Consider the following 24607-nt stretch of genomic DNA (forward strand, 5'->3'; position numbering starts at 1 on the left):
TGATCCACGGATTGTACAATTTAGAAGAAACCATTACACGGACATAACGTGGGTTACTAGTTGATAGCTGAAATCCGAAAGCCGAAAGCAGATAGTTGACGGTCGGAAATCCAGTACACCGTTTGAAAAGGTTAACCAGAACGCTTTTTTAAATTTACACATCGGGTAGAGGGTGTGTTTGGCGTTTGAACGGGCAAATTGGAGATGTCTTTCACTATCTTTGTTGATGCATGCTGAATATGCTTAGTTTACAGGGAAGTTTAATCAGTTGGGGCTCATATTCTGTGCGCGGATGGTTAACCAGGTCTAAAAGTAATAAGCCTGATTTTTGCCCGATTTCGTAGGGTTGTTCTTTGAGAGAGGCAAGTGGAGGTCGTTCCAGGTACTGGATCATCGGGTTCGCGCCGTAGCCGATGAGTTCGACCTTGTCGGTCTGGATGTTGAATTCGAGACGCAGGCAGTTCAATGCATCGAGCATAACCTGATCTTTAAAAGCCAGGACGGCGGTAGGTGGAGCTTCGAGTTGCATTAAGCGGCGTATCGCTTGTTGGTTGCTTTCTTGGCTGAAATCACTTTCCTGAACAAGAGATTTGTCAAAAGGGATACCATGTTGAATGAGGCCGTCGCGATAGCCAAGGAAGCGGTCCCGACTGGTGGTCCAATAGGACGAAGCATTGATAAAGCCGATGCGTTGATGACCGCGGGATGCAAAGTAGCTTATCGCATCGACAGCACCTGTGTATACATCGCTGCAAACGCAGTGAAGTTCTTCGTTGATGGGTTTGCGTATGAAGTAAACAACAGGGATACCCGAGTAGACAAACTCACTGATGTGCGTAGTGTCAGCAGTCTCCCGGGAGATAGCGATCACCAAACCGTCTACACGGTTACTTTGCATGGTGAGCAGCAACTCTTTTTCCCGTTGGAGGCTTTCGTGGCTTTGGCCAATGAGCACATGGTAGCCATGGTCGTAAGCGAATTTCTCAAAACCCTCCACGGCGGCCACATAGAAATGGTCGAGCATATTGGGAATGACAATCCCAAGTGTGAACGATTTCTGTTGTTTGAATCGGATCGCGGTTTGATTGGGAACGTAATGAAGCTCTTTGGCCAGTTTTTTCACCCGCTCCCGGGTGACTATGCCGATATTAGGGTGGTCCCGCAGGGCTTTGGAAACGGTAGAGGGAGACAGTTTAAGTGCCGAAGCAATATCCTTGATCGTGGCTCGCTTGTGATCCATTGGGCTAAGATAAGGAAAAAGCTGCTTTGCGTGGAGAAAAAGGCAAGAGGCCAGGGAAATTCGCTTGGCGCATTGCGAAACGAGGAATAACGTTTAACCAAATATATTCAAAATAAATTCATATTAGATGGAAACAAGAAGGAAGTTTGTTCAGAAAGGATTGTTAGGAATTGCGGCGGCGGGGTTAGCCGGCCGTGCGTTCGCATCGGCACAGCCGGAGAACGAGGCGCGTACCAACTCGGCCAAGGGTTTCAAGTTTGACCTTGCGATCGCCGGGTATAGTTTTGTTAAATTCGGACTGGATGACGCGCTGGCCATGATGAAGCGCATGGAAGTCCGTTACCTATGTATCAAGGATTTTCATTTACCGCTTACCAGTACCGATGCTGAAATTGCGGCATTCCATAAAAAGCTGGCCGATTCAGGCGTAACAGGATATGGCGTCGGACCGATTTACATGACAAAATCCAAGGAGGAAATCGATAAGGGATTTGAATATGCAAAACGGGTAGGCGTAAAGCTGATGGTCGGTATTCCCTCACAGGATAATTTACCTTACATCTCCGAAAAAGTTAAAGAGTATGATATTCGGTACGCCATCCATAACCACGGTCCGGAGGACAAGTTGTATCCAAATGCAACAACGGTATTTGAAGCGGTGAAAAATCTGGACGAGCGTATGGGGTTGTGTTTCGATATGGGGCATAACACGCGGGATGGCCAGGATTCCATCAAAGACCTAGAACGTTACCAACATCGGATATTTGATATCCACTTCAAGAACGTCACGGCAGCGACAAAAGACGGTAAAACCTGCGAATTGGGACGGGGAGTGATCGATATTCCCCGATTCGTCAAGACATTGCAGAAGATAGGTTACCAAGGGAAATGCAGCCTGGAGTTTGAGAAGGACATGACCGATCCGTTAGCTGGATTGGCCGAGTGCAAGGGATATTTTCAGGGAGTTGTTGACTCATTATCGTAATAAACACTTTTTTTAGTAATTGCCTAAAAAAAGTATTTCAAAATCAATTATAAATGGACAAAAATTCATATTCAAGGCGAATATTTATCAAACAGGCGATGCTGGCTTCGGCGGTGGCAGCCGTTTCCCCCGGTTTATTATCCGCCCGGCCCAAATTGGCGGCGGCGAATGAACGGGTTAACCTTGCTTGTATCGGGATTGGAAACCGGGGAGCACAGATCATTAATGATTTGTATAACACAGGTTTATGCAATATCGTTGCGCTTTGCGATGTGGATATGGGGGCACCCCATACCGTGGATATCTTAAAGAAATTCCCCGATGTGCCGCGGTTTCAGGACTTCCGGCAACTATTTGATAAAATGGGCAACCAGATAGACGCCGTATCCATCGGTGTGCCTGATTTTTCGCATTTCCCCATTGCAATGCACGCCATGGGACTCGGCATACACGTGTATGTAGAGAAACCATTGAGCCGCACATTCCAGGAATCCGAACTGCTGATGAAAGCCGCTAGAAAATATAAGAAGGTGGTCACGCAGATGGGTAACCAAGGGCATTCGGAGGCAAATTATTTCCAGTTTAAAACTTGGGTGGAAGCGGGCATCATCAAGGATGTCACCGCGATCACGGCACATATGAATTCACCGCGCCGTTGGCATGGTTGGGATCCGAATATTAAGTCGTTTCCGCCTGCCGAGTCAATCCCGGATACATTGGATTGGGATTTGTGGCATTCCGCTGTCGCCAAGCAACACGACTATAACCACGACTACATCAATGGCCAATGGCGTTGTTGGTATGATTTCGGGATGGGAGCCTTGGGCGACTGGGGAGCGCACATCATCGATACCGCGCATCAATTCCTGGATCTGGGACTTCCCTATGAAGTAGAATGTACAAAAGCGACGGGTCACAATGATTTCTTTTATCCGATGTCCTCAACGATTGTATTCCGTTTTCCTGAGCGTAAGCGCATGCCAGCATTGGATATCACATGGTACGATGGATTGGACAATCTACCCCCAATCCCCGAAGGATATGGTGTGTCGGGGTTGGATCCCAACATTCCGCCGCCAAGCACGGGCGACTTGGAACCGGTGAAGCTGAATCCCGGTAAAATCATTTACAGCAAAGAGCTGACGTTCAAAGGCGGATCGCACGGGAGCACACTTTCCATTATCCCGGAAGAAAAAGCGAAGGAAATGGCTTCTCGATTGCCGGAAGTACCGGAAAGCCCGTCTAACCACTTTGCCAATTTCCTGAAAGCGTGCAAAGGAGAGGAAGAGACGCGGTCGCGTTTTGAGATTTCCGGACCGCTTAGTCAGGTATTTTGCCTCGGCGTCCTATCTCAGAAACTGAAGACAAAACTGGAGTTTGACCGGAAGAAAAAAATAATTACCAACAACAAAATAGCCAATGAACTGCTGGTAGGTCCGCCGCCGCGCAAGGGGTGGGAGCAATACTACCAAGTTTAACGGTAAGACCACCAAGGAGCCGCTGTGAAAGCGGTTCCTTTTACCAAACACACAAACAAACACACAAACGCTCGTTACCGAAGCAAACCAAAAGGAGGTCAGTGACCTCAAAAAACCAATTTTAACCACCGAGGAGAGACCATTTCTCCAAGGTGTACCGTGTTTATAGGAATGGAACGAAACACCATCGGCTTGATCGAAGGAGAAGTTCGTGGGATTTTATAAACTTAATTAATTTATGATATGATGAGAATAAAAAGAAGCATCTGTTTGCCACCTTTGCGAAGCAGGGTGGCGTTTGTTTTTCTGCTGGCAGGAATCCTCGTTGGATTTTCCGGCCGTGCACAGCAGGGATCAACAATCACGGGTACCGTTCGCGACTCCCTCGCGGGGCCGCTGGCTGGTGTAACGGTGATACAAAAAGGAACGTTGACACAGGTAACAACTGACTCGCTCGGCAGGTTCAGCATCTCGGTGAGTACTTCGGGCGCCACCTTGGTGTTTTCGTCGGTAGGGTATCAAAATGCGGAAATCGCGTTAACCGGTGCCCAATTGCCCCTCGAGGTTGTCCTCCAACCGGACGTCCAAAATCTGGATGAAATCATTGTGGTGGGTTATGGCACGATGAAAAAGAGCGATTTGACGGGATCGGTGACACGCGTTGCGTTGGAAGACAAGCCGGTGCCCAATGTCAATCTTACGCAGGCATTATCCGGTGCATCTGCCGGTGTCAACATCCAACAAAACGGTTTAGCAGGTGGCGAGGCATCGCTGTCCATACGGGGAAAGACGTCGCTTTCGGCGAACGATAATCCACTCATTGTGTTGGATGGTATCATTTTCAACGGATCACTTTCTGATATCAATGTCAATGACGTTGAATACATCGACATCCTCCGTGATGCAAGCGCGGCCGCTGTATACGGATCGCGTTCTGCAAACGGTGTCATCATTATCACGACAAAGAAGGGAAAAACCGGCGCACCGCGGATCAGCTTCAATGCCAATTACGGATATCAAGGCATGACGAACAATCCGATGAAGGTGATGAATGCCGAACAATACGCGGTCCGGCTTGTGGATTACTTCTATCAGCAGGAATTGTATAACTGGTACCGGACTAACCCGACAAGCGATACCGGTAGGCCGGCTCGCCCTGACGTAACCAACAGAGAAACCGTGGCGGCCCGTCTGCGTACCGAAGAGGAACGGCAAAATTACCTGGCGGGAAATGAGATCAACTGGGTAGACCAGGTTTTGAGAGACCGAGCGTCCATCGCGAATTACGATGCCAGCTTTTCGGGGGCATCCGAGCGGGTCAACTACTACGCGTCGGGATCCATCGCCCGGGAGGAGGGAATCCTGAAAAACGATCAGTTTGACCGATATACGTTCAATTCGAAAGTCGATGGTAAGCTGACCGACTGGCTTTCCCTGGGGCTGAATGTGAATTATTCATACCGCGACTATTCGGGTGTGAATGCGAGCCTGGAAGATGCCCGTGTGGCCAGTCCGCTCGCCAATAATGATCTGGCTTCGCCGGATGACTACGTAACGTTCTTGACCAATGAGGGGTATATGCCCCATCCATTGGGTCAGACGAAAGCGACCAACGAGGACATCCGGAATAATCTATTTTTCGTTGCAAATGCAAAAGTTGAAATCCCCTATGTAGCAGGTTTAACGTATGATTTCAATTTTTCAAACACGTTCAATTACCGGAAAAACAATACATTTTGGCCGGTGTCCATTGAAAACGGAAATACCAACAACGGACGGGCGGAACGCCGTCCTGAGGAAACCCGCCAATGGATTTTCAATAACATCCTTTCCTATAACCGGACTTTCGGCGATCACGACATCAATGGCACCTTGCTTTACAGCCGGGAGAAATACTTTGGTCAATCCTATATTCTGCGTGTAGAGGGCTTTGAAAATCCGCTCCTGGGTTTCAATAATCTCAATATGGGAACGGTAGTAACGGTTGTGGAACCAGGAAGTAACGATCCGAAAAAGGCTTGGCAGGAACAGGGGGTATCTTACATGGCCCGCCTGAACTACCAGTATAAAAGGCGATACATGATCACCGGTACGGTACGGCGAGATGGTTTTTCCGGATTTGGACCGGATTCCAAATTCGTTACGCTTCCCTCGGTATCCCTTGGCTGGGTTGTTTCGGAAGAACCTTTCTGGAAAGAAGGATCGTCGATTTATACCAAGTTGCGTCTTTCATACGGCCAAAACGGCAATCAGGGTATCGGTCGTTACAGCAGTTTTGCCCAAATGGGTACCAACTATTATGTGTATGATGGAAATACCGCTATTTCGTTGTATCCCAATACCATCGGTAACCCATCGTTGCGATGGGAAAAGACCTCATCGGTAAACTTAGGGGTTGATTTTGGATTCTGGAATAATCGCCTTTCAGGTTCCGTCGACGGATATTTGGCCAAGACTTCCGATGTGTTGGTCAGACGCAAGCTGCCCGGTGCCGCGGGCTATCCGGACATTTGGTCGAATATCGGAGCGCTTGATAACAAAGGATTAGATATCGAGCTGACTTCTGAAAACATCCGTAATACAAACCTGAATTGGAAGACCAATGTTGTATTCTCCATCAACCGGAATAAAATCGCCAAACTGTACGGTGGCGCAAATGATTTTGATGTGGGGAACGAATGGTTTGTAGGAAAGCCGATTTCCGCCTTGTACGACTATGAAATGCTGGGGGGATTATGGATGGAAGACGATCTGTATGCCGGACGGACATATACCGGTTGGTATCCGGGACAATATAAATACGCTGACCTGAACGGAGATAACCGCATTGATCCACAGAACGATCGGAAGATTGTCGGCTATGAAGATCCGAATTTCCGTTTCAGCGTTGGAAATACCCTTACCTGGAAAAACCTGTCGCTCTATGTGCTGCTTAACTCCATACAGGGTGGAAACGGGTATTATCTGCGTGATAACTACACCGTTGTAAACGTCAACAGCCGGTCGGATGATGTACTGCGTATGAATCAGTCTGCCGTACGGCCGTATTGGACGCCGGATAACGGTGTCGACAACGCTACGGGTGTATACAATTCGGCGGCTATAACAAGCCGGATTCTGGAAAGCCGCAGTTTTGTGCGGATACAAGATATATCGCTGACGTATACATTCGGTAACAACCTCTTGGCCCGTATGGGAAAAATCAGTAACCTACAGGTATTTCTTTCCGGAAAGAACATCTATACATGGACCAAGTGGTCGGGATGGGATCCGGAAATTGCGTCTGCAAATGCCAACTATCCGGCGATGCGGAATGTCTCCCTCGGGTTGAGATTGACTTTATAATGGACAGCATACGAATATATGAAACTCATGAGAACGATGAAGATAAAATTTATGACGAAGAGATGGGCTGTATGCCTGTTGACCTCAATAGCAGTTTTTTCTGCCTGCAATGACCTGGACTTTCTCGAAGAAGTGCCGAAGGATTTCTTGGCGCCTCAAAATGCGTATAATACCAAAGAAGGAATCAGCCAAGGGATTACCGGTCTCCATTTCCGCGTACGGAACGACTGGTATTTTGGAGAAGAACTTCAGGATGTGGGTGCCATATACAAGGGGTTGGGTACGGATATCGCTTTTCACGGTGAAGACCCCAACAGTACCCGGTTCCTTTGCAATTACGTGAATTACCTCACACCTTCCTCCGAATACGTAAAGGAATACTGGGACCGCCCGTATAAACTAGTCCAACAGGTTAATTTGTTGGTGGAAGGTATTAACACGGCAGATGAATCGTTATTTACGCCGGAAGAAAGGAATGCCTTGATTGCCGAAGCATTGTTTTTCCGTGCGTATGCCTACCGGCATCTAGTATCTTTCTTCGGCGACGTGCCGGTGGTAACAGAAACGATCGACTTTGCAAAAACCGATTTCGTGCGGGATCCTACCACGATGGCTTATCAATTAATGGAGGAAGACCTTACTTTCGCCATCGGAAACCTTCCCAACCCGGGTTCGGAAGAGGCACCCGGCCGGATCACAAAGGGGGCAGCTTATCACTTGCTTACGGAAGTATATCTAATGCAGCACAAATACAATGAGGCGGTACAGGCGGCTACGCATGTAATCGACGACTTCGGATACCAGCTGATGACGGAACGGTTCGGTTCCAACCCGGACGTATTTGGATCCGGCGATGCGTATTCGGATTTATTTGCCTATGGCAATCAGAATCTCAAGGAGAATAAGGAGGGCATCTGGGTCATTCAATTTGAGCCATCTACGGTGATCGGCGGTTCCAACAACCGATGGACCCGGGCTTTCGGTCCGGCATATTTCCGCATGGGAAATACACCCGATGGAAAGCCGGCTTTCCGGGGTGAATTGGTAAACGGGGCCTATACGGGCTATTCCGATTCCCTCGGCCGGGGTGTTTCCTGGATACGCCCCACAAATCTCAGCGCCTATACACTTTGGGAAGGCAATTGGAACAACGATATCCGGAATGCGAAACATATGATCAAGCGGGATTTTTACTACGATAGCCCCGGATCGGCATATGACGGTCAGAAGATAGATTTTTCCAAATATCCTTCCTCAGCAGGCAGGGATCCCATCCGGGACACCTGTCAATACATCTATCCGTATTTTCTGAAATTTGCAGACCCAATGAACGTGCTCGATAACGAGGCCACGTCAGGAAACGGTGCTTCGTATAAGGATTTATATGCGATGCGGCTGGCGGAGACCTACTTATTCCGTGCTGAGGCATACATCGGGCTCGGCGAATTGGATTTGGCGAAAGCCGATATAAATAGCGTCCGCGCCCGGTCCCATGCAAAGCCCGCAGAAACTGGTGAAATTGACATCGATTACCTGCTTGATGAACGGGCAAGGGAGCTTTATGGGGAGGATTGTCGCCATTTTGTACTCCGACGTACCGGTAAACTGATTGAGCGGGTGCGCAAATACAACAACAATCCGTTGAATCCGGGATTGAATATTCAAGACTATCATGTTTTGTGGCCGGTACCACAGGACCAGATTGACTTGAACATCGACCAACAGTGGACGCAGAACACAGGGTATTAGTGTAAAAGTCCGTTATACATGGTAACAGCGCGTATCCAATCGACCCGATTGGATGCGCGCTTTTTTACTTTTTATTTTTCCATTTTTACTTTTTTATCCTATCTTCACCTTCATGATTGGAAGGTGTCTTTTACTCCTCCTAATCTCCTGTGAAAGCCTCGCCCAAACCTACATCGGCCCAAACTACCAAGCCATGGGTTCTACGGGTACTGCCCTCGAGGGGATTTACAGTCTGACGGCCAATCCGGCCGGTCTGGTGGGTGTGGAACGTCCTACGGCCAGTGTCAACCATCAACATCATTTTTTTTCCAACGATGTGACTACACAGGCTGCATTGTTGGGGGTGCCTACACATCTTGGATCTTTCGGATTGGCGTTGAATCGGTTCGGATTGAAGGCTGCTTATAACGATCTGAAAGCCAGTTTCTCTTTCGCTAAGCGCCTAGGGCCCCAGCTAGCGCTCGGCCTTTCTACCAGCTACCACCAGCTTCATATCCCGTCCTACATAAATGTGTCTGCACTATCGGTAGATGTAGGAATGCAGTATCGATTTCCGAAAGGCATAATGATCGGGATGCAGTATACCAACGTGGGTAAAGCAACCTATCGGCAGGCGGTATATGGGACGATCCCTGCTTACGTGAAAGCAGGAATTAGCTATCCGTGGCCCCAGGTCGTGGTCGCCGCAGAAATGGAATATCGCTTAACGCATCATGCATTGGATGGACATTTCGGCGTCGAATACACAATCGCGGATTTGTTATCTCTGCGCGGGGGCGTGTCTGTTAATCCGCTTCAACAACACGCCGGATTTGGATTGCGTTGGCAGCATTTCATATTGGATGCAGCAGCTACTTTCCACCCCCGGTTAGGAACAACCCCACAAATAGGAATCAGCTATGCGTTTTGATCGATACGTCATTTCGATAATAGGGCTGTTGCTTGCGTGCGATTTATACGGTCAATCGGAAACAGATCTACTCGTGGAGCGGTTGATGGAGTTTGTAGCCGAGGAGCAGACAGAGGGGTTTGACTTTTCAGAATTGGCAGAGCGGTTGGAGTACTATGCACGGCATCCGATCGACCTGAACCGGACGGATGGCAGCGAATTACAAGAATTGCAATTTATACCCCAGTTGTTTATTGATAATTTATTGGATCATCGCAATCGATCCGGAAGATTTGTATCCCGCTACGAACTGCAGGTAATTGAGGGCGTGGATACGGAATTGCTTCGGCTGATAGTACCTTACGTTACGGTTAATGCCCCGAATTCGTTATCGGGGATCCGTGCGCACCAATTGGTGAACGAGGGGACACACGATTTGATGGTCCGGTACGGGCGGACGCTTCAGCGGCGACGCGGATATACCATTACCGATACCAGTCGGTCCAGATACCTGGGCACGCCCGATCAACTATTTGTTCGATACCGGTATCATTTTGGCCGCGATTTACAAGTTGCTTTTAACATGAAAAAGGATGCCGGAGAAGCATTGTTTGGCGAAGCACAACGCGGTGGCTTCGATTTCTATTCAGGCAGCGTTTATGTACGTAATCAGGGGATGTTAAAAGGTTTGGTTGTAGGAGATTATGCCCTGCAGTTCGGTCAGGGATTGGCCATGTGGAATGGTTTGGGATTTGGCAAGAGTTCCATGGTTCAGGGCATGGCCCGACAATCCACGGGTTTGCGACCCTATACGTCTTCCAACGAGGTGCCCTTTTTGCGTGGAGCCGCCGCTACGATCGCAGGAGGACCCTTCTCGGTCACGCCGTTTGTTTCCAAACGTCGCCTTGATGGATCGGTGTCATACACCGATGGTAGGCTTTCCATAGGTTCAATCGGTCAGACCGGGCTGCATCGTACACCGAATGAGATAGCCAACCGGGGTGCAGTGGCCCAATGGGTATACGGCACAAATGCACAGTATGAATACAGACGTTTCCGGATTGGCGCAACGGCGTATCACACTCACTTCGGTGCGGCCATTCAGCCGCAGGATCTCCTGCGTAATCAATATGCCTTCCGGGGTGCCAGCCTGTGGAATACCAGTCTGTATTACAATTATTCCTGGCAGGGAATATACCTATATGGCGAAGCAGCGCATAGCATCGGCAGCGGTTTCGCTTTCACAAATGGAATGATCGCCTCGTTGCATTCCCATCTTTCCGTGGCACTGCATTATCGGAATTACCAACGTGATTATCATTCGTTTTTTAACCAAGGCATTGCGGAGGGAAGCGTCGCATCCAATGAACGGGGACTCTACTCCGGCCTGGTATACCATCCGAGCCGGGCCGTCGAGTGGGTATTGTATGGCGATTTTTTTCGCTTTCCCTGGTTGCGGTATCGGGTGGACGCACCCTCCCAAGGAGTCGATTTGCTTACGCAATTCACCTATACATGGTATAAAAAGGCGGATGTATCCATTCGTTACCGATATAGGCAACGCGAAGAAAATGCTTCGATGGAATTGCCACATAATCGGGTGGTTGAGGTGCTGCGGCAGCAACTGCGTATAAGCGGGCAGTATAAAATCAGCGATGCATGGCGAATGCGGAACCGCGTGGAATTGACCCACTATCGGAAGGAAGGAGATGCGACAGAGATTGGGTGGATGGTCTATCAGGACATTATCTTCAAACCGATGGCTGGCAAGCTAAGCGGTAACGCACGTATCGCGTTGTTTGGTACACCGGGATATAACTCGCGCATATATGCCTTTGAAAACAATGTGTTGTATGCGTACTCCTTTCCGCTCTATCACAACGATGGCATCCGCACGTATCTTAACCTTCGTTATCGATTCGGTCGCAGGATGGATGTATGGTTGCGGTTTGCAACGTTCGTTTACCGTGGAGCAGAGGAGGTAGGAAGTGGGTTGGACACGATTGAAGGTAACCAGCGGTCGGATGTACGGGTGCAGTTACGGTGGCAGTTTTAACTAAACCTTCTAATTAGGTACAAATAGTACCCTTGTTACGCATGATTTCTGCATATTCTATGTGAATTTTCCCGATTAATTTCGCAACTCGAAACAGTGGTGTTATGTCGCTGTAAAATTTATTTTTTTTTCATGTCATCCTTTTATAAAAAGAAGTTGTTTCTAGAAAGATTCCAACGAACGCATCGAAGGTTGACCAATTATTAATACTAAACGTTCATGATTAATGAAGATGAAAAGCCGTTACCATTACCTGAAGCAAACCATCCGGGTTTATGCCGCGCTGCAACTGATTATTTTATCAGTCCTTGTTACGTCGGCGTATCCACAGAACAAGTTTACATTTTCGGTGAAAGACGAAACACTTGAAAAATTATTTCTGATCATTCAGAATCGGACTGATTATCAATTTATTTACAACAATGAAGATTTGGCAAAAGCACCATTGGTAACTATTGATGCAAAAGACCTGGGGATTGAGAAAATTCTTCAAATGGGGTTTGAGCATACGGGGCTCGGCTTCCAGATACGCGACAATACGATCGTTGTTTCGCGGTTAAGACAATCACAGCCTCGGGAAATTACCGGTCGGGTAACAGATAACCGTGGTATGCCGCTTGCCGGAGCAACCGTTGCGGTTAAAGGAACGGCCGTTGCTACCACGTCAAATGACGAGGGAAACTACCGGATTTCCGTTCCGGGGGGGCAAGGTACTTTAGTATTTACCATTATAGGATATGAAACGTTAGAACGCCCGGTGACAGCTTCAGCCACCATCAACGTTACATTGCAGGAATCTGTCAGTGACCTGGATGAAGTTGTTGTCGTGGGATACAGCTCAAAAAGTCTCTCAGAATTATCTTCTTCTGTGGCGGTTGTCGATAGCGAAAAGCTAAAAGGAGTGACATCCCAAAACCTCGGATCCATGTTGCAGGGTAAAGTGCCGGGGCTGGTGATTTCGAATAGTTCAGGAAGACCCGGCCAAGCAACCAATGTGGTCGTAAGGGGAGTGGGGTCCATCGGAGCGGGCTATCAACCTTTGTATGTAGTTGATGGTATCATTGGAGGATCGGCAGATCCGTTGGATATCGAATCAGTGACCGTACTTAAGGATGCCGCCGCTACCGGCCTGTATGGCTCTAGGGCGGCAAATGGGGTAATCATCATCACCACCAAGAGTGGGAAGAGCGGGAAGACCAAAGTAAGTTATTCCGGAACGTTAGGTTTTGCTGAGCACCAGGATGGGAATTTGCGGATGATGGATGGAAATCAATTGTATGCACACCAATCGAACGCTTTTGAGAATTTTTACAATGCCCGCGTCGCGGCCGAGGATCCGAATTTTACGGGCATTTCTTTCCAGGACTACCTTGAGTCGGTTCTCCCAAGTTCGCGGATGCATACGAATACCAATTGGCAGGATATGTTGACGCGTAGGGGGACGTTGAACCGGCACCAGCTGGCATTGTCGGGAGGTAGCGAAAAAACAAGGTTTTATGTCAGCGGAAATTTGTACAATGAAACCGGAACGCTGATTAATACTTCGTTCAAAAGCGCGGGATTCCGGGCCAATCTCGAACACGATATATCCGACCGGTTTACACTGTTGTTTCGGGTCAATGGTACGAACGAGAGGTTGCCAAACGAGGTGCTGACAGGGCAGGAAGGTGTAAATGCCCAATATTTCATCAATATGCCCTGGGATTCGCCGTATGAAGCGGACGGTGTGACTCCTTATAACCCCATGAAGCCTGGTAGTGAATGGCTGGGAAACGCCAAGTCAAATTATTTTTATGATCGGGATCATTACTCAGACCTCACCAGAAATCTAAATCTGAACGGCGATGTCAAACTCACGGCTAAGCTAACGGATTGGATGTCATTTTCCACCTCGAATAGGTGGGGATTTTCGGGGGTTGATTGGACGCAGCTATTGGATCAGTACCACGTATTGGCGGTGGCTGAGAAGGGGCGGATTACCCAGGAGTATACCTATGAAAACTCATTTATTACTTCCAACCTGCTTAACCTTAGTCATCACATCGGGAAGCATAATCTCTCGGGTATCCTCGGACAGGAATATAACTACATTAAAAATCGGTTTACACAATCCGTGGGTATGGATGTGCCGCTGGGTCTTTCGGCAATCGGTGCTGCGGGCAGTCCGAAATCGGTGGATGGCAATACCGTGGAAACCGGTTTTTCTTCTTTTTTCGGGCAGGTTGACTATAACTATGACCGTAAATATTATTTCGTGGGTTCACTCCGGACGGATGGCTCATCGCGATTTGGTGCCAATAACAGGTGGGGAACATTTTATTCCCTGGGTGCCTCCTGGATGCTCAGTGAAGAATCGTTTTTGGCGGATAAGGCATGGTTGGACCTGTTGAAATTGAGGATGAGTTATGGTACGACAGGAAATGCGAATATTGCCAATTATTTATCGTTGGGAACATTTGTTTTCTCCGATGTATCGGGATATAACGGTAACTCCGGCGCGAGGCCCGCTCGGATTGCTAATCCGGATCTGACTTGGGAAATCGCTCAAACCGCAAATGTCGGTCTGGAACTTGCCATGTTTGGCCGATTTAAGGTAGAGTTGGATGCTTACAATAAGAGCAGCAAAGATCTGCTGCAAAATGTCCCATTGGCGGCGACGACGGGCTTTTCAGGACAGCAGCGCAATGTCGGGGCGGTGCGCAACCGCGGTATCGATGTAAATTTGACTTCCACCAACCTAACCGGTGCCTTCCGATGGGAAACGGCTTTTAACATCAACATCAACCAAAGTAAAGTGATGTATCTAAACGACGGGGAGGATATTGCGTCTGGTAATAATATGCGGATCCGTGAGGGACTGCCCCTCCGGTATTTCTATATGAAAGAATGGGCCGGTGTGGATCGTGAAACCGGCAAGCCGCTTTGGGTGCGTTGGGAAGATGAAAACGGAAACATCCTGCATGGAGCAAATAGCGATAATCCGGCGCATGTTACGACCACCTCAGTTTACAACGAAGCTAGCAATCTATTTATTCATTCTGCTTATCCAGACTTTACGGGTGGGCTCAGAAACGATTTCCAGTACAGGAATTTTGCGCTGAGTGTGCTTTGTACCTATGCCAGTGGGCAGCATGTTTTTTTCGGGCAACGCATGCAGATCGATTCCGATGGGGCACATCCGTCGCACAACCAAATGGTGCCGGATGATGACTGGGTAAGGTGGGAGAAGCCGGGAGACAAGGCTACCCATCCACAATTGATTAACGGTGGAAACAACCAGTCGAATAATGTCTCGTCGCGGTACATCGAAGATGCCAGCTATTTCCGGGTACAGAATATTGGTCTCACCTACACCGTGCCACATCGATTTAATTGGTTGTCGAGACTTTCGCTGCAAGCGAGTATGGATAATGTTGCGGTCTTTACCGGATTCAGTGGTGGCGACCCCGACGTAAATATGGAATCTCCGGTGATTAACCAAGGCGCCAACAGCGCCCGGTATTCGCCAACGCGTAAACTACTCATCGGACTGAATGCAGAATTTTAAATGAACGAACGAATGAAACGAAATAAACTTTCAAACCTACTGATGATCATCACCCTTTCGGTCTTTGCGAATGGGTGTGATGACCTGGATTATAAACCTATCAACCAGATCGACAACGAGACCATCGGCGGATCAGCGGAACTGTTGAGCAATCTTACCATGGGCACGTACAGCCGGCTGAGGGAACGAGAATATATGAGAAACCGGCATGTATCGCAGGAATATCCGAGTGATGATATCGTATTGTGCAAAACCACCGGCGATCATCTGTTATATTCCTACAATTACCAGCACCTTGTCAATTCAGGTATCTCACTTAATTTTTGGCGACAAGCTTACTATGGAATTTATTCCGCGAATACAGTGATCGAAAAGATTCCCGATGATGCAAGTGAAAGCCTGTTACAACTGAAAGGGGAAAATTTGTTTCTGCGGGCACTGATGCACTTCGATTTGCTGCGAATGTTTTCACGCCCGTTTAATCAAAGTCCCGAGACCAATTTGGGCGTTGTGATTAAATCGACTACGGAAGAGCCGACACCACCTTCCAGGAGTACGGTAAAGGAAACGTATGATTTTATTGTCGGCGATTTATTGCGGGCCGCCGAGCTGATGCATGTGGATAAGTCCGCAATTTTCGCGTCAAAAGAAGCTGCATGGGCGTTGTTGGCACGGGTCTATCTATACATGGAAAATTATACCGAGGCAGAGATATATGCAGACAAAGTCATTGAATCGGGAAAATATGAGTTACTGCCGACCGACCAATACCGCGTTTATTTCACCTTCCTTCCTGAAAACAACCGGGAGACGATCTTTGCCATTAAATTGCGGGAGGTTGAAAATATGGGTAAGACCTCCATTGGATCCATGTATCACGGTGTCGGCGGTTGGGGCGAAATATTTGCATCTAAGCCGTTTAGAGACCTGATCTATAAAAACGAAAACGATGCCCGCATCCATTTCATCGATCCCGAATATACGCTCGATGGCAATGGGAACCGCATACCCGATCCGAACGAACATGCAGGATACAAAGTTAATATCCGGGATAACCAACCGAAATATTTTATCAATAAATACACCAACGAAGGCGGTGTACAGATGCTGTCCTCACCGGTGGTGATCCGGCTTGCAGAGCTATACCTGATCAAGGCGGAAGTATGTGCCAAAGGCGGTCGGGGAGAGGAAGCCCTGCAACTTGTCAATATAATCAGGGAGCGGGCCGGCCTGACCGGATCGCAATTGTTTACCATGGATCATTTACAGGGATATGCCACTGTGCTTGATATCGTGTTGGACGAAAGGCGTTTGGAGCTTGCCTGGGAAGGCCACCGTGCATTTGACTGTTTCCGGAATGGCAGAGGGGTCGACAGAAGTTACGTTCCTGCCTTCGCTTGGGCGGGTCCCAAACGAATCATTTTACCGGAAGAAAATAGCATTGTTCACCTGATACCGGAAGAAGAGATCACTTTAAATCCCAATTTAATTCAAAATCCGTTATAATTGTAGTTGAGAAGTAAAAAGTCAAAACCAATAAGACCATGACATTGAGGATTGTTTATCAGACCGGAATACTCATGCTTTTGTTATCCGGATGTGGGACTAAACCTGCCAAACAGGTGAAACGCCCCAATATCCTTGTCTGTATCGCCGATGACCAATCGTATCCGCATGCGGGAGCTTACGGTACCAAATGGATTAAGACACCTGCATTTGATCAGGTGGCCCGTGAAGGGATTTTGTTTGCTAATGCATATACACCCAATGCAAAGTGCGCACCGTCGCGCTCCTGCCTGCTTACAGGTAGAAACTCCTGGCAATTGGAAGAAGCGGCCAACCATTCGCCGTTTTTTCCGGCGAAGTTTAAAACCTATGCAGAAGTGTTGGAAAGCCACGGCTATGCCATTGGCTATACCGGGAAGGGCTGGGCGCCGGGCAATCCGGGAACGGTGGATGGCCACCGTCGCGAACTGCTCGGTCCGGCGTTCAATACCGCTAAACTTACTCCGCCTACTTCGCGGATTTCTGCAATTGACTATGCCGCTAATTTCAGGGAATTTATGGCTTCAAAGGACGCTGACCAACCGTTTTGTTTTTGGTTTGGTGCAACGGAGCCCCACCGGCCTTATGAATTTGGTTCGGGACGCGATAAAGGTGGGAAAAACATCGATGAGATTGATGAACTTTATAAATTTTGGCCTGACGACGATTCGGTGCGGATGGACTTGCTGGATTATGCCTATGAAATTGAACACTTCGACCGGCAATTGGCCAACATATTGGAAATCCTAAAGGAAACCGGAGAGTTGGACAACACATTGATTTTGGTGACTGCGGATAACGGTATGCCGTTTCCACGAATCAAAGGGCAGGCTTACGAGCGGTCCAACCACCTTCCATTGGCTGTCATGTGGAAGGAAGGCGTACGCAATCCCGGACGTCAATATCAGCAATATGTGAGTTTCACGGACTTTGCGCCTACTTTTCTGGATGTCGCGGGGATCGATACTGCCGGCAGCGGGATGGCGGCATTTGAAGGAAATAGCCTGAAACCCGTATTGGAAGATCGCAAAGATGCACATGTGAGAGATTATATGGTTATTGGCAAGGAAAGGCATGATGTAGGGCGCCCGCATGACTGGGGGTACCCCATACGAGGCATTCTAAAAGATAATTACCTCTATCTCCGCAATTTCGAACCCACCCGCTGGCCAGCAGGAAATCCAGAAACCGGATACCTGAACACCGATGGAGCACCTACCAAAAGTTTTATCCTCAACCAACGGCGATATCATGGGGTACATACGTTTTGGGAGCTCAACTTTGGTATGCGCCCCGAAGAGGAATTATATAATTTATCCACCGATACAGATTGTGTGAACAATCTTGCCAAAGACATACAATATGCGCAATTAAAGACGGAGTTACACGAAATATTAACGAAGGAACTGGAGGCGGAAGGCGACCCCAGGATTGCTGGAAACGGTGCGGTTTTCGATCAATACATCTATTCTGAAGAGCGATCCAGGAATTTCTATGAACGGTTTACGGCGGGCGAAGATATGCACGCCGGTTGGGTTAACGAAAGTGATTTCGAACCGTCGAATAAATAGGGGAACCTTTAAGAAATGGACGACAGTCAACTGGTGCTTCAATTTAAAGCGGGCAACGAAGCGGCATATAAGGCGCTCTTCGACCGTTTCAATAAACGGCTGTTATACGTGGCCGAGGGAATTGTGTATGACCGTAATCTGGCTGAAGATATTGTGCAGGAAGTGTTCTGGAAGCTATGGGACCGACGAGTTCACTTCAACGAAGTGCAATCCATCCGGGCATTTCTTTACCTCAGTGTTAAAAATGCATGCAGAAACCACTACAAACACGAAAAGGTAATTGAAAAATACCGGGCAAGGCAAGGCGAACCGATCGAGGATGATGTCGTACTGTCTAAGATTATTGAAGCGGAAGTGATGGAAAGTCTGTACCATGCCATCGAAAAACTGCCGACAGGATGCCGGGAGGTGGTGCATCTTAGGTATTTTGAAGGAATGAGCATCCAGGAAGTGGCCGAACAGTTGAACATATCGGTCAATACGGTAAAAACACAAAAAATGAGAGCGCTTAGGTCGCTTCGTTTACAACTCAGGACGCTTTCGGTCGGTATGGCACTACTGATAGAGTTGCTTTTAATGGTTAAGTAATGCATCAAGACGATTCCATAGATTTTCAGATTGCTGAGTTAATAGGCAAATATTTGCGTGACGAAATTACTTCGGAAGAGCTGATCGTGTTGGAACGCTGGCGATCGCAGGATTCCCGTAATTTACGTTTGTGGCAGGAATTGAACGATAAGCAATACTTGGCCGAACGATTAAAGGCATGGCCTACGGACACTCAGTCTGCAGCGTTGTGGAGTAAAATGCATGGGCGCACCAATCGCGCGAGGTTTCAACGACGTATTTGGCGAATCGGAGCTGTTGCAGCGGTATTGTTGGTGGCTGTTCTATATGCCGTACGCTGGTATGATTTCGCTGACACACCGAACATTGTGGATCGAACAGCAGCGGAAATCACCCAGATCGGACCCAATGTGACAGGGGGGCAGGCGACCGTTGCTTCTTCTGCGGGGGTGGTATTGATTACCGATGCGGGCGAGCAAATCGCTTTGGAAGGTGAGCAAATTCATTCTTACCAGTTGGAAAAGCTTGCGCTGAAATGGAAAGGGAGTCACCGATCCCCGCATCATACGATTAAGACGGCAGTTGCAAATACGTATCAAGTGGAACTGTCCGACGGCACCAACGTATGGCTTAATGCAGCCTCTTCCCTCCGGTATCCCGTTGCATTTGAAGGGGAAGAACGTAAGGTGTTTTTGACGGGGGAAGCCTATTTTGATGTCGCAAAGGACGCCGATAAACCTTTTACGGTTATTACAGGCAAATCCTACATACGTGTTTTGGGAACGGAATTTAATGTAAGATCATACCCGGGTGAAGTTGAAGACAGGACTTCCTTATTCACAGGATCCGTAAATGTACAAAGAAAAAGCAGTGGTACCCTATCTGCGTTAACGCCGGGTTATGAAGCCATTGTGTCGGATGTTCAGGATATTTCCGTACGGCGTATGGTTGCATCCAAAGTGCTTGCCTGGAAAGAAAATCTATTCATTTTTGAAAATGAACCGCTTGGTGAGCTGATGGGGGAATTAGCAACGTGGTACGGTTTAACCGTTCATTTTGAAGATCCAGCTGCAAAAGCCTACCGTTTTACCGGGCGTTTAAAGCGGTATCCAACCGTCAATACCTTGCTTGATTTAATTTCCGAAACCTCTAAAGTTGCTTTTCGGGTGAACGGTGATCAGATATGGATAAACAGTGTCGAAAAAAAGGATTAAATACCATGGAAAGAAATAAAAAGACGATACATAGAACCGGAACCGGCAGATGGTGCTTGATGATCTTATTGGTCGCTTGCAACGGAGTTTTTGCCCAATCCATCATTCCCCGTGTATTCCAGAACGACTTACCGGTGGTACAGGAAGAGTATGTCAAAGCGTACGGAAAGCCAGATCCAATCCAGCCCAATACAGACAACCAACCAAATATTCTGTTCATTACCAGCGATCAGCAGTATTGGATGTGCATGGGATACAACAATCCGGCCATCAAAACGCCCAACCTGGATCGACTGGCTAAGTCGGGCCTAATTTTCGACCGGGCATATACGTGTAATCCGGTATGTACGCCTACGCGGGCGTCCATGATAACGGGCCTCTATCCATCGCAGCACGGTGCCTATGCATTGGGTACCAAATTACCGGAAACGGTTCCGACTATCGGAGATTACCTTACGGAGCTGGGATACCAAACCGCGTTGGTAGGCAAGGCACATTTTATGCCGTTGGTAGGGAATGCAGATTATCCCTCGCTGGAGGCTTACCCGATTTTGCAGGATTTAGATTTCTGGCGGGCATATCACGGTCCTTTTTATGGTTTTGAGTCTGCCGAATTGGCCCGTCCCCATGGAGATGAGGCGCACGTGGGACAACACTACGCCATCTGGATGTCGGATAAACTGCGCCGCGAAGGACGCGATCCGGACGAATGGAAACAATGGTTCCGGAAGCCGCCCAAAGGAAAGTTTCAAGAAGCTAATTCCCGGATGCGACCGATTTTGGAGGCAAATGCAGCTACAGGGGAGGCACAGTACGGTGCATGGAACGTACCCGAAGAATACCACCTTAATGCGTGGATCGCCGAACAAACGAATGCGCAGATTGATTCGGCTGTTGCCGATGGGCGACCGTTTTTCATCTGGGCGAGTTTCTTCGATCCACATCCACCCTACCTCGTTTCCGAACCTTGGGCGTCTATGTACAAGGCCGAGGATATGGTACTCCCTGAGGTGCCTGCCGACGAACTCGACGACATGCCCTACCACTATCGGATGACGCAAACAGCAGAGAAAGGGTGGGCGGCAAAATATGTGGAGGACGGCCAGGGTATACACGGGCTGCATAGCCACCTCGGCGATCGTGACAAACGAAAGCAGGATATGGCCATTTATTATGGGATGATATCCATGATGGACAAGTACATCGGTGTCATCCTGGACCACTTGGAACAAACGGGAAAGATGGGTAATACGGTCGTCGTTTTTACCACAGATCATGGACACCACCTGGGTACGCACAACCTGTATGCGAAGGGCGGATTTGCTTTTGAGGAAGACCTTCGTATTCCATTTGTTGTTTCCTGGAAAGATCATTTTCCCGCCGGTAAGCGTACAGATGCCCTGCTCTCGGTGGTAGACCTGGCACCGTCGTTCCTTTCGCTTGCCGGTCGTGACAAGCCGTTGGCCATGGCGGGGTTAGACGTTACCGAACTCTGGTACGGTAAGACCGATAAAATACGCGACTGGGTGATTGCCGAAAACCACTTCCAACCCACTAAATTTTATCAGAAGACCTACATTGAAGGACGGTACAAGATTACCTGGTATATGCATAGCGATGAAGGCGAACTGTTCGATCTCCAATCCGACCCCAAGGAATTTCATAATCTTTGGAACAGTGAAAAGCACCAGCAGTTGCGTATGGAGCTGATGCACCGTGCGATGCAGGCAGACATGAGCAAAGAGATCTATTGGATGCCGAGATTAGGTCCGGCCTAAAAATTTTAATTCATTATCCATATCTTTGGGCATGATTCGGAAGGATATGGTTAAACGGTTGGGAATTACCCTGTTTTTTTTCATAGGAGTGGTCTGTGCGGCCCAGGCGCAGGACCTAAATGCGCGTGTACAGATTCTTTCGCCACAGGTACAGAATACCAACAAACGGGCGTTGGACGTGCTGGAGAAGGCTATTTCCGATTTCCTCAATAACCGCACCTGGAGCGCCAACGAAGTACAACCGCAGGAGCGTATCGATTGCAGTTTTGTCATTACCATCAATTCGTGGGACGGGTCATCCAATTTTACGGCGCAGGCGCAGATCATATCCACCCGGCCGGTTTTCAATACCTCGTACAACAGTCCGGTGCTGAGTATGTCCGACAATAATTTTAATTTCAGCTATACAGAAGGCCAGTTGATGGATTATTCGGATCAGCAATTTATGAACAACCTGACTTCGTTGCTTGCATACTACGCGTATATTATTGTGGGATTGGATGCCGATACATTCGAAAGCAACGGCGGTACCCCTTTTTTTACCGCTGCACAAAATATTGTCAACAACGCACAGAATACGGGTTTCAACGGCTGGCGGTCGATGGAAGGCACGGATAACCGGTATTGGTTGGCTAACAACCTGTTGGATCGCCGGTACAAACCGCTCCGCGACTTTCTTTACAGCTTCTACCTGAAAGGGTTGGACAAGATGTCTGATAATGCAATAGAAGCCCGCAAAACTATCCTCGGATTATTGCCTATGCTGCAAAAGGTGGACCGATTAGCCCAGGGGGCCGTATTTAACCAGGTGTTTTTTACTGCCAAATCGGATGAATTAATCGGTGTATTCGGAGGAATGGGGCCCCAAGAGCGGGTACAGGCATATAATGTGCTTGCCGAAGTGGATCCGGCCAACGCCAATAAGTATGAATCTTTACGTAACAGCCGATAGTAAACTATGCTGAGTCGTCTTTCCATTCAGAATTATGCCCTAATTGATTCACTTGACATCCATTTTGACAAGGGACTGAATATTCTTACCGGAGAAACCGGAGCCGGTAAGTCTATCATCATGGGGGGACTATCGTTGATATTGGGACAGCGGATCGAAAGCCGTTATTTCTTTAATCAGGAGAAAAAGTGCATCATCGAGGGGTATTTTGATGTGTCCGGCTACCAGTTGGAAGCATTTTTTGAGGAGCAGGATCTTGATTATGATGGCGAAACCATCATGCGCCGTGAAATAAGTGTGGATGGAAAATCCCGGGCATTTGTGAACGATACGCCGGTGACACTCAATGTGCTGAAGATGCTGGCCGAGAAACTGATCGACATCCATTCCCAGCATGCGACACTCCAGCTCAACACGGAATCTTTTCAGTTGTTCACGCTGGACAGCATTGCACAAAACCAGCCCCTGCGGCTGCAATACGTAGCGGCTTATCGGACGTATAAGACAACGGTGGAACGGCTGAATACGCTCAAAGCGAATGCGAAACAAGCCGGAACAGAAGCTGATTACCAGCAGTTCCTGTTTGATGAGCTCGCGAACGCGAAGCTCGAACCGGGTGAGCAGGAGCAGCTGGAAATCGAACAGCAGCAGCTCGAACACGCCGAAGAAATTAAGCGGAATCTATTCGGAGCAGCACATGTCTTGCAGGAGCAGGAAATCAATGCTGTGGTACTCCTAAAGGAAGCGTTGAGTCAACTTCAACAAGCCGAACGGCACATGCCTTCCCTGTCCGCTCAGGTGGAACGATTGCAGAGCGCGTTCATTGAAATAAAGGATCTGGGGACTGAGATCGGCCGCATTGAACAGGATATTACGTTGGATGAGGAACGGCTGGCGACAATTAGTGAACGGCTTGATTTACTGTATACCTTACAGCAGAAGCACCGGGTGGACAATGTGGAAGGTCTCGTTGCATTGCGCGAGGAATTGGGGCGGAAGCTTGCGGCATTGTCTTCGGACGACGAAGAAATTGTGCGACTGGAAGTTGAAGTTAGCCGGTTGAAAGCGGAAATGCTCACGCTCGCAGACCAACTCAGTGCCAGCAGACGAGCGGTGATTCCCCATGTGCAGGATGAAGTAAGTGCCGTGCTGCGCACCGTGGGAATGCCAAACAGCCAACTGTATATTGTCCTTGATCTATTTGAAGAAGAATCCGTACGGGCGAGCGGACGAGATCGGATCGAATTCCGGTTTACTGCTAATAAGGGGCAGGACCCACAGCCGGTGGGTAAAGTAGCATCGGGCGGCGAGCTTTCGCGCTTGATGCTGGCCATTAAATCGCTGATCGCCAAAACTTCGGCCCTTCCAACGATTATTTTTGACGAAATCGATACCGGAATATCGGGAGAGGTCGCTCTGAAAGTAGGGGAGATCATGGAACGCTTGGCAGATCATATGCAGGTCATTGCCATTACGCACCTGCCACAAATTGCCTCCAAGGGGAATACGCATTTTAAGGTATATAAAATCGAGTCGGTAGACAAGACGGCAACAACCATCACCCAATTAGCGCAACCGGAGCGGATACAGGAAATTGCGGAGATGCTCAGCGGAACGAATCCAGGGGAAGCGGCCGTGCAACATGCTGCGGAGCTGTTGGGGAAATAACAAAAAAGCATTACTTTTACCCG

At 48.4% G+C, this 24607-nt stretch carries 15 protein-coding genes; 14 read left to right on the top strand and 1 reads right to left on the bottom strand.

Translation table 11 applies throughout. The features are described 5' to 3' along the window. Positions 1 to 214: 214 nt before the first annotated feature. Positions 215 to 1240 (bottom strand): LacI family DNA-binding transcriptional regulator, encoded by a 1026-nt coding sequence (locus BMZ56_RS00005; RefSeq protein ID WP_090622194.1) that lies wholly within the window; start codon positions 1238 to 1240, stop codon positions 215 to 217. Between the two features lie 127 nt (positions 1241 to 1367). Between BMZ56_RS00005 and BMZ56_RS00010 the strand changes: the two genes are divergently transcribed. From BMZ56_RS00010 to recN, 14 genes are all read left to right on the top strand, one after another. Then, positions 1368 to 2225, top strand: coding sequence for a sugar phosphate isomerase/epimerase family protein (locus BMZ56_RS00010; protein WP_090622199.1), 858 nt, complete (start codon positions 1368 to 1370; stop codon positions 2223 to 2225). A gap of 53 nt (positions 2226 to 2278) precedes the next feature. Next, positions 2279 to 3703 (top strand): Gfo/Idh/MocA family oxidoreductase, encoded by a 1425-nt coding sequence (locus BMZ56_RS00015; RefSeq protein WP_090622204.1) that lies wholly within the window; start codon positions 2279 to 2281, stop codon positions 3701 to 3703. 243 nt (positions 3704 to 3946) lie between these two features. After that, positions 3947 to 7048 (top strand): SusC/RagA family TonB-linked outer membrane protein, encoded by a 3102-nt coding sequence (locus tag BMZ56_RS00020; protein ID WP_090622208.1) that lies wholly within the window; start codon positions 3947 to 3949, stop codon positions 7046 to 7048. A 36-nt stretch (positions 7049 to 7084) separates the two neighbouring features. Beyond that, positions 7085 to 8797 carry a RagB/SusD family nutrient uptake outer membrane protein gene (locus tag BMZ56_RS00025; RefSeq protein ID WP_177194984.1) on the top strand — a complete coding sequence of 571 codons (1713 nt, stop codon included), beginning with the start codon at positions 7085 to 7087 and terminating at the stop codon, positions 8795 to 8797. A 112-nt stretch (positions 8798 to 8909) separates the two neighbouring features. Continuing rightward, a complete protein-coding gene (locus BMZ56_RS00030) occupies positions 8910 to 9707 on the top strand; it encodes a PorV/PorQ family protein (protein WP_090622215.1) in 798 nt (265 codons plus the stop codon). Then, positions 9697 to 11742 carry a helix-hairpin-helix domain-containing protein gene (locus tag BMZ56_RS00035; RefSeq protein WP_090622218.1) on the top strand — a complete coding sequence of 682 codons (2046 nt, stop codon included), beginning with the start codon at positions 9697 to 9699 and terminating at the stop codon, positions 11740 to 11742. Before BMZ56_RS00030 ends, BMZ56_RS00035 begins: the two co-directional genes overlap by 11 nt. Positions 11743 to 11968: 226 nt before the next feature. After that, positions 11969 to 15289: a SusC/RagA family TonB-linked outer membrane protein gene (locus tag BMZ56_RS00040; RefSeq protein WP_090622222.1), complete on the top strand. Its 3321-nt coding sequence runs from the start codon at positions 11969 to 11971 to the stop codon at positions 15287 to 15289. Between the two features lie 12 nt (positions 15290 to 15301). After that, a complete protein-coding gene (locus BMZ56_RS00045; RefSeq protein ID WP_177194985.1) occupies positions 15302 to 16795 on the top strand; it encodes a RagB/SusD family nutrient uptake outer membrane protein in 1494 nt (497 codons plus the stop codon). Between the two features lie 38 nt (positions 16796 to 16833). Then, positions 16834 to 18405 carry a sulfatase family protein gene (locus BMZ56_RS00050; protein WP_090622226.1) on the top strand — a complete coding sequence of 524 codons (1572 nt, stop codon included), beginning with the start codon at positions 16834 to 16836 and terminating at the stop codon, positions 18403 to 18405. A 15-nt stretch (positions 18406 to 18420) separates the two neighbouring features. Beyond that, positions 18421 to 18993, top strand: coding sequence for an RNA polymerase sigma factor (locus BMZ56_RS00055; RefSeq protein ID WP_090622230.1), 573 nt, complete (start codon positions 18421 to 18423; stop codon positions 18991 to 18993). Beyond that, complete coding sequence (locus BMZ56_RS00060; protein WP_090622234.1) at positions 18993 to 20186, top strand: FecR family protein; 1194 nt, start codon at positions 18993 to 18995, stop codon at positions 20184 to 20186. The genes BMZ56_RS00055 and BMZ56_RS00060 overlap by 1 nt, the downstream gene beginning before the upstream one ends. 5 nt (positions 20187 to 20191) lie before the next feature. After that, positions 20192 to 21964, top strand: coding sequence for a sulfatase-like hydrolase/transferase (locus tag BMZ56_RS00065; protein WP_218146410.1), 1773 nt, complete (start codon positions 20192 to 20194; stop codon positions 21962 to 21964). A 31-nt stretch (positions 21965 to 21995) separates the two neighbouring features. Next, entirely contained in the window at positions 21996 to 22916 is a 921-nt protein-coding gene (gene porD / locus BMZ56_RS00070; RefSeq protein ID WP_245893017.1) for a type IX secretion system protein PorD, read from the top strand. Between the two features lie 6 nt (positions 22917 to 22922). Continuing rightward, positions 22923 to 24584, top strand: coding sequence for a DNA repair protein RecN (gene recN / locus BMZ56_RS00075; RefSeq protein WP_090622237.1), 1662 nt, complete (start codon positions 22923 to 22925; stop codon positions 24582 to 24584). Positions 24585 to 24607 lie beyond the last annotated feature (23 nt).

The organism is Parapedobacter indicus (genome assembly GCF_900113765.1).
GTDB lineage: Bacteria > Bacteroidota > Bacteroidia > Sphingobacteriales > Sphingobacteriaceae > Parapedobacter > Parapedobacter indicus.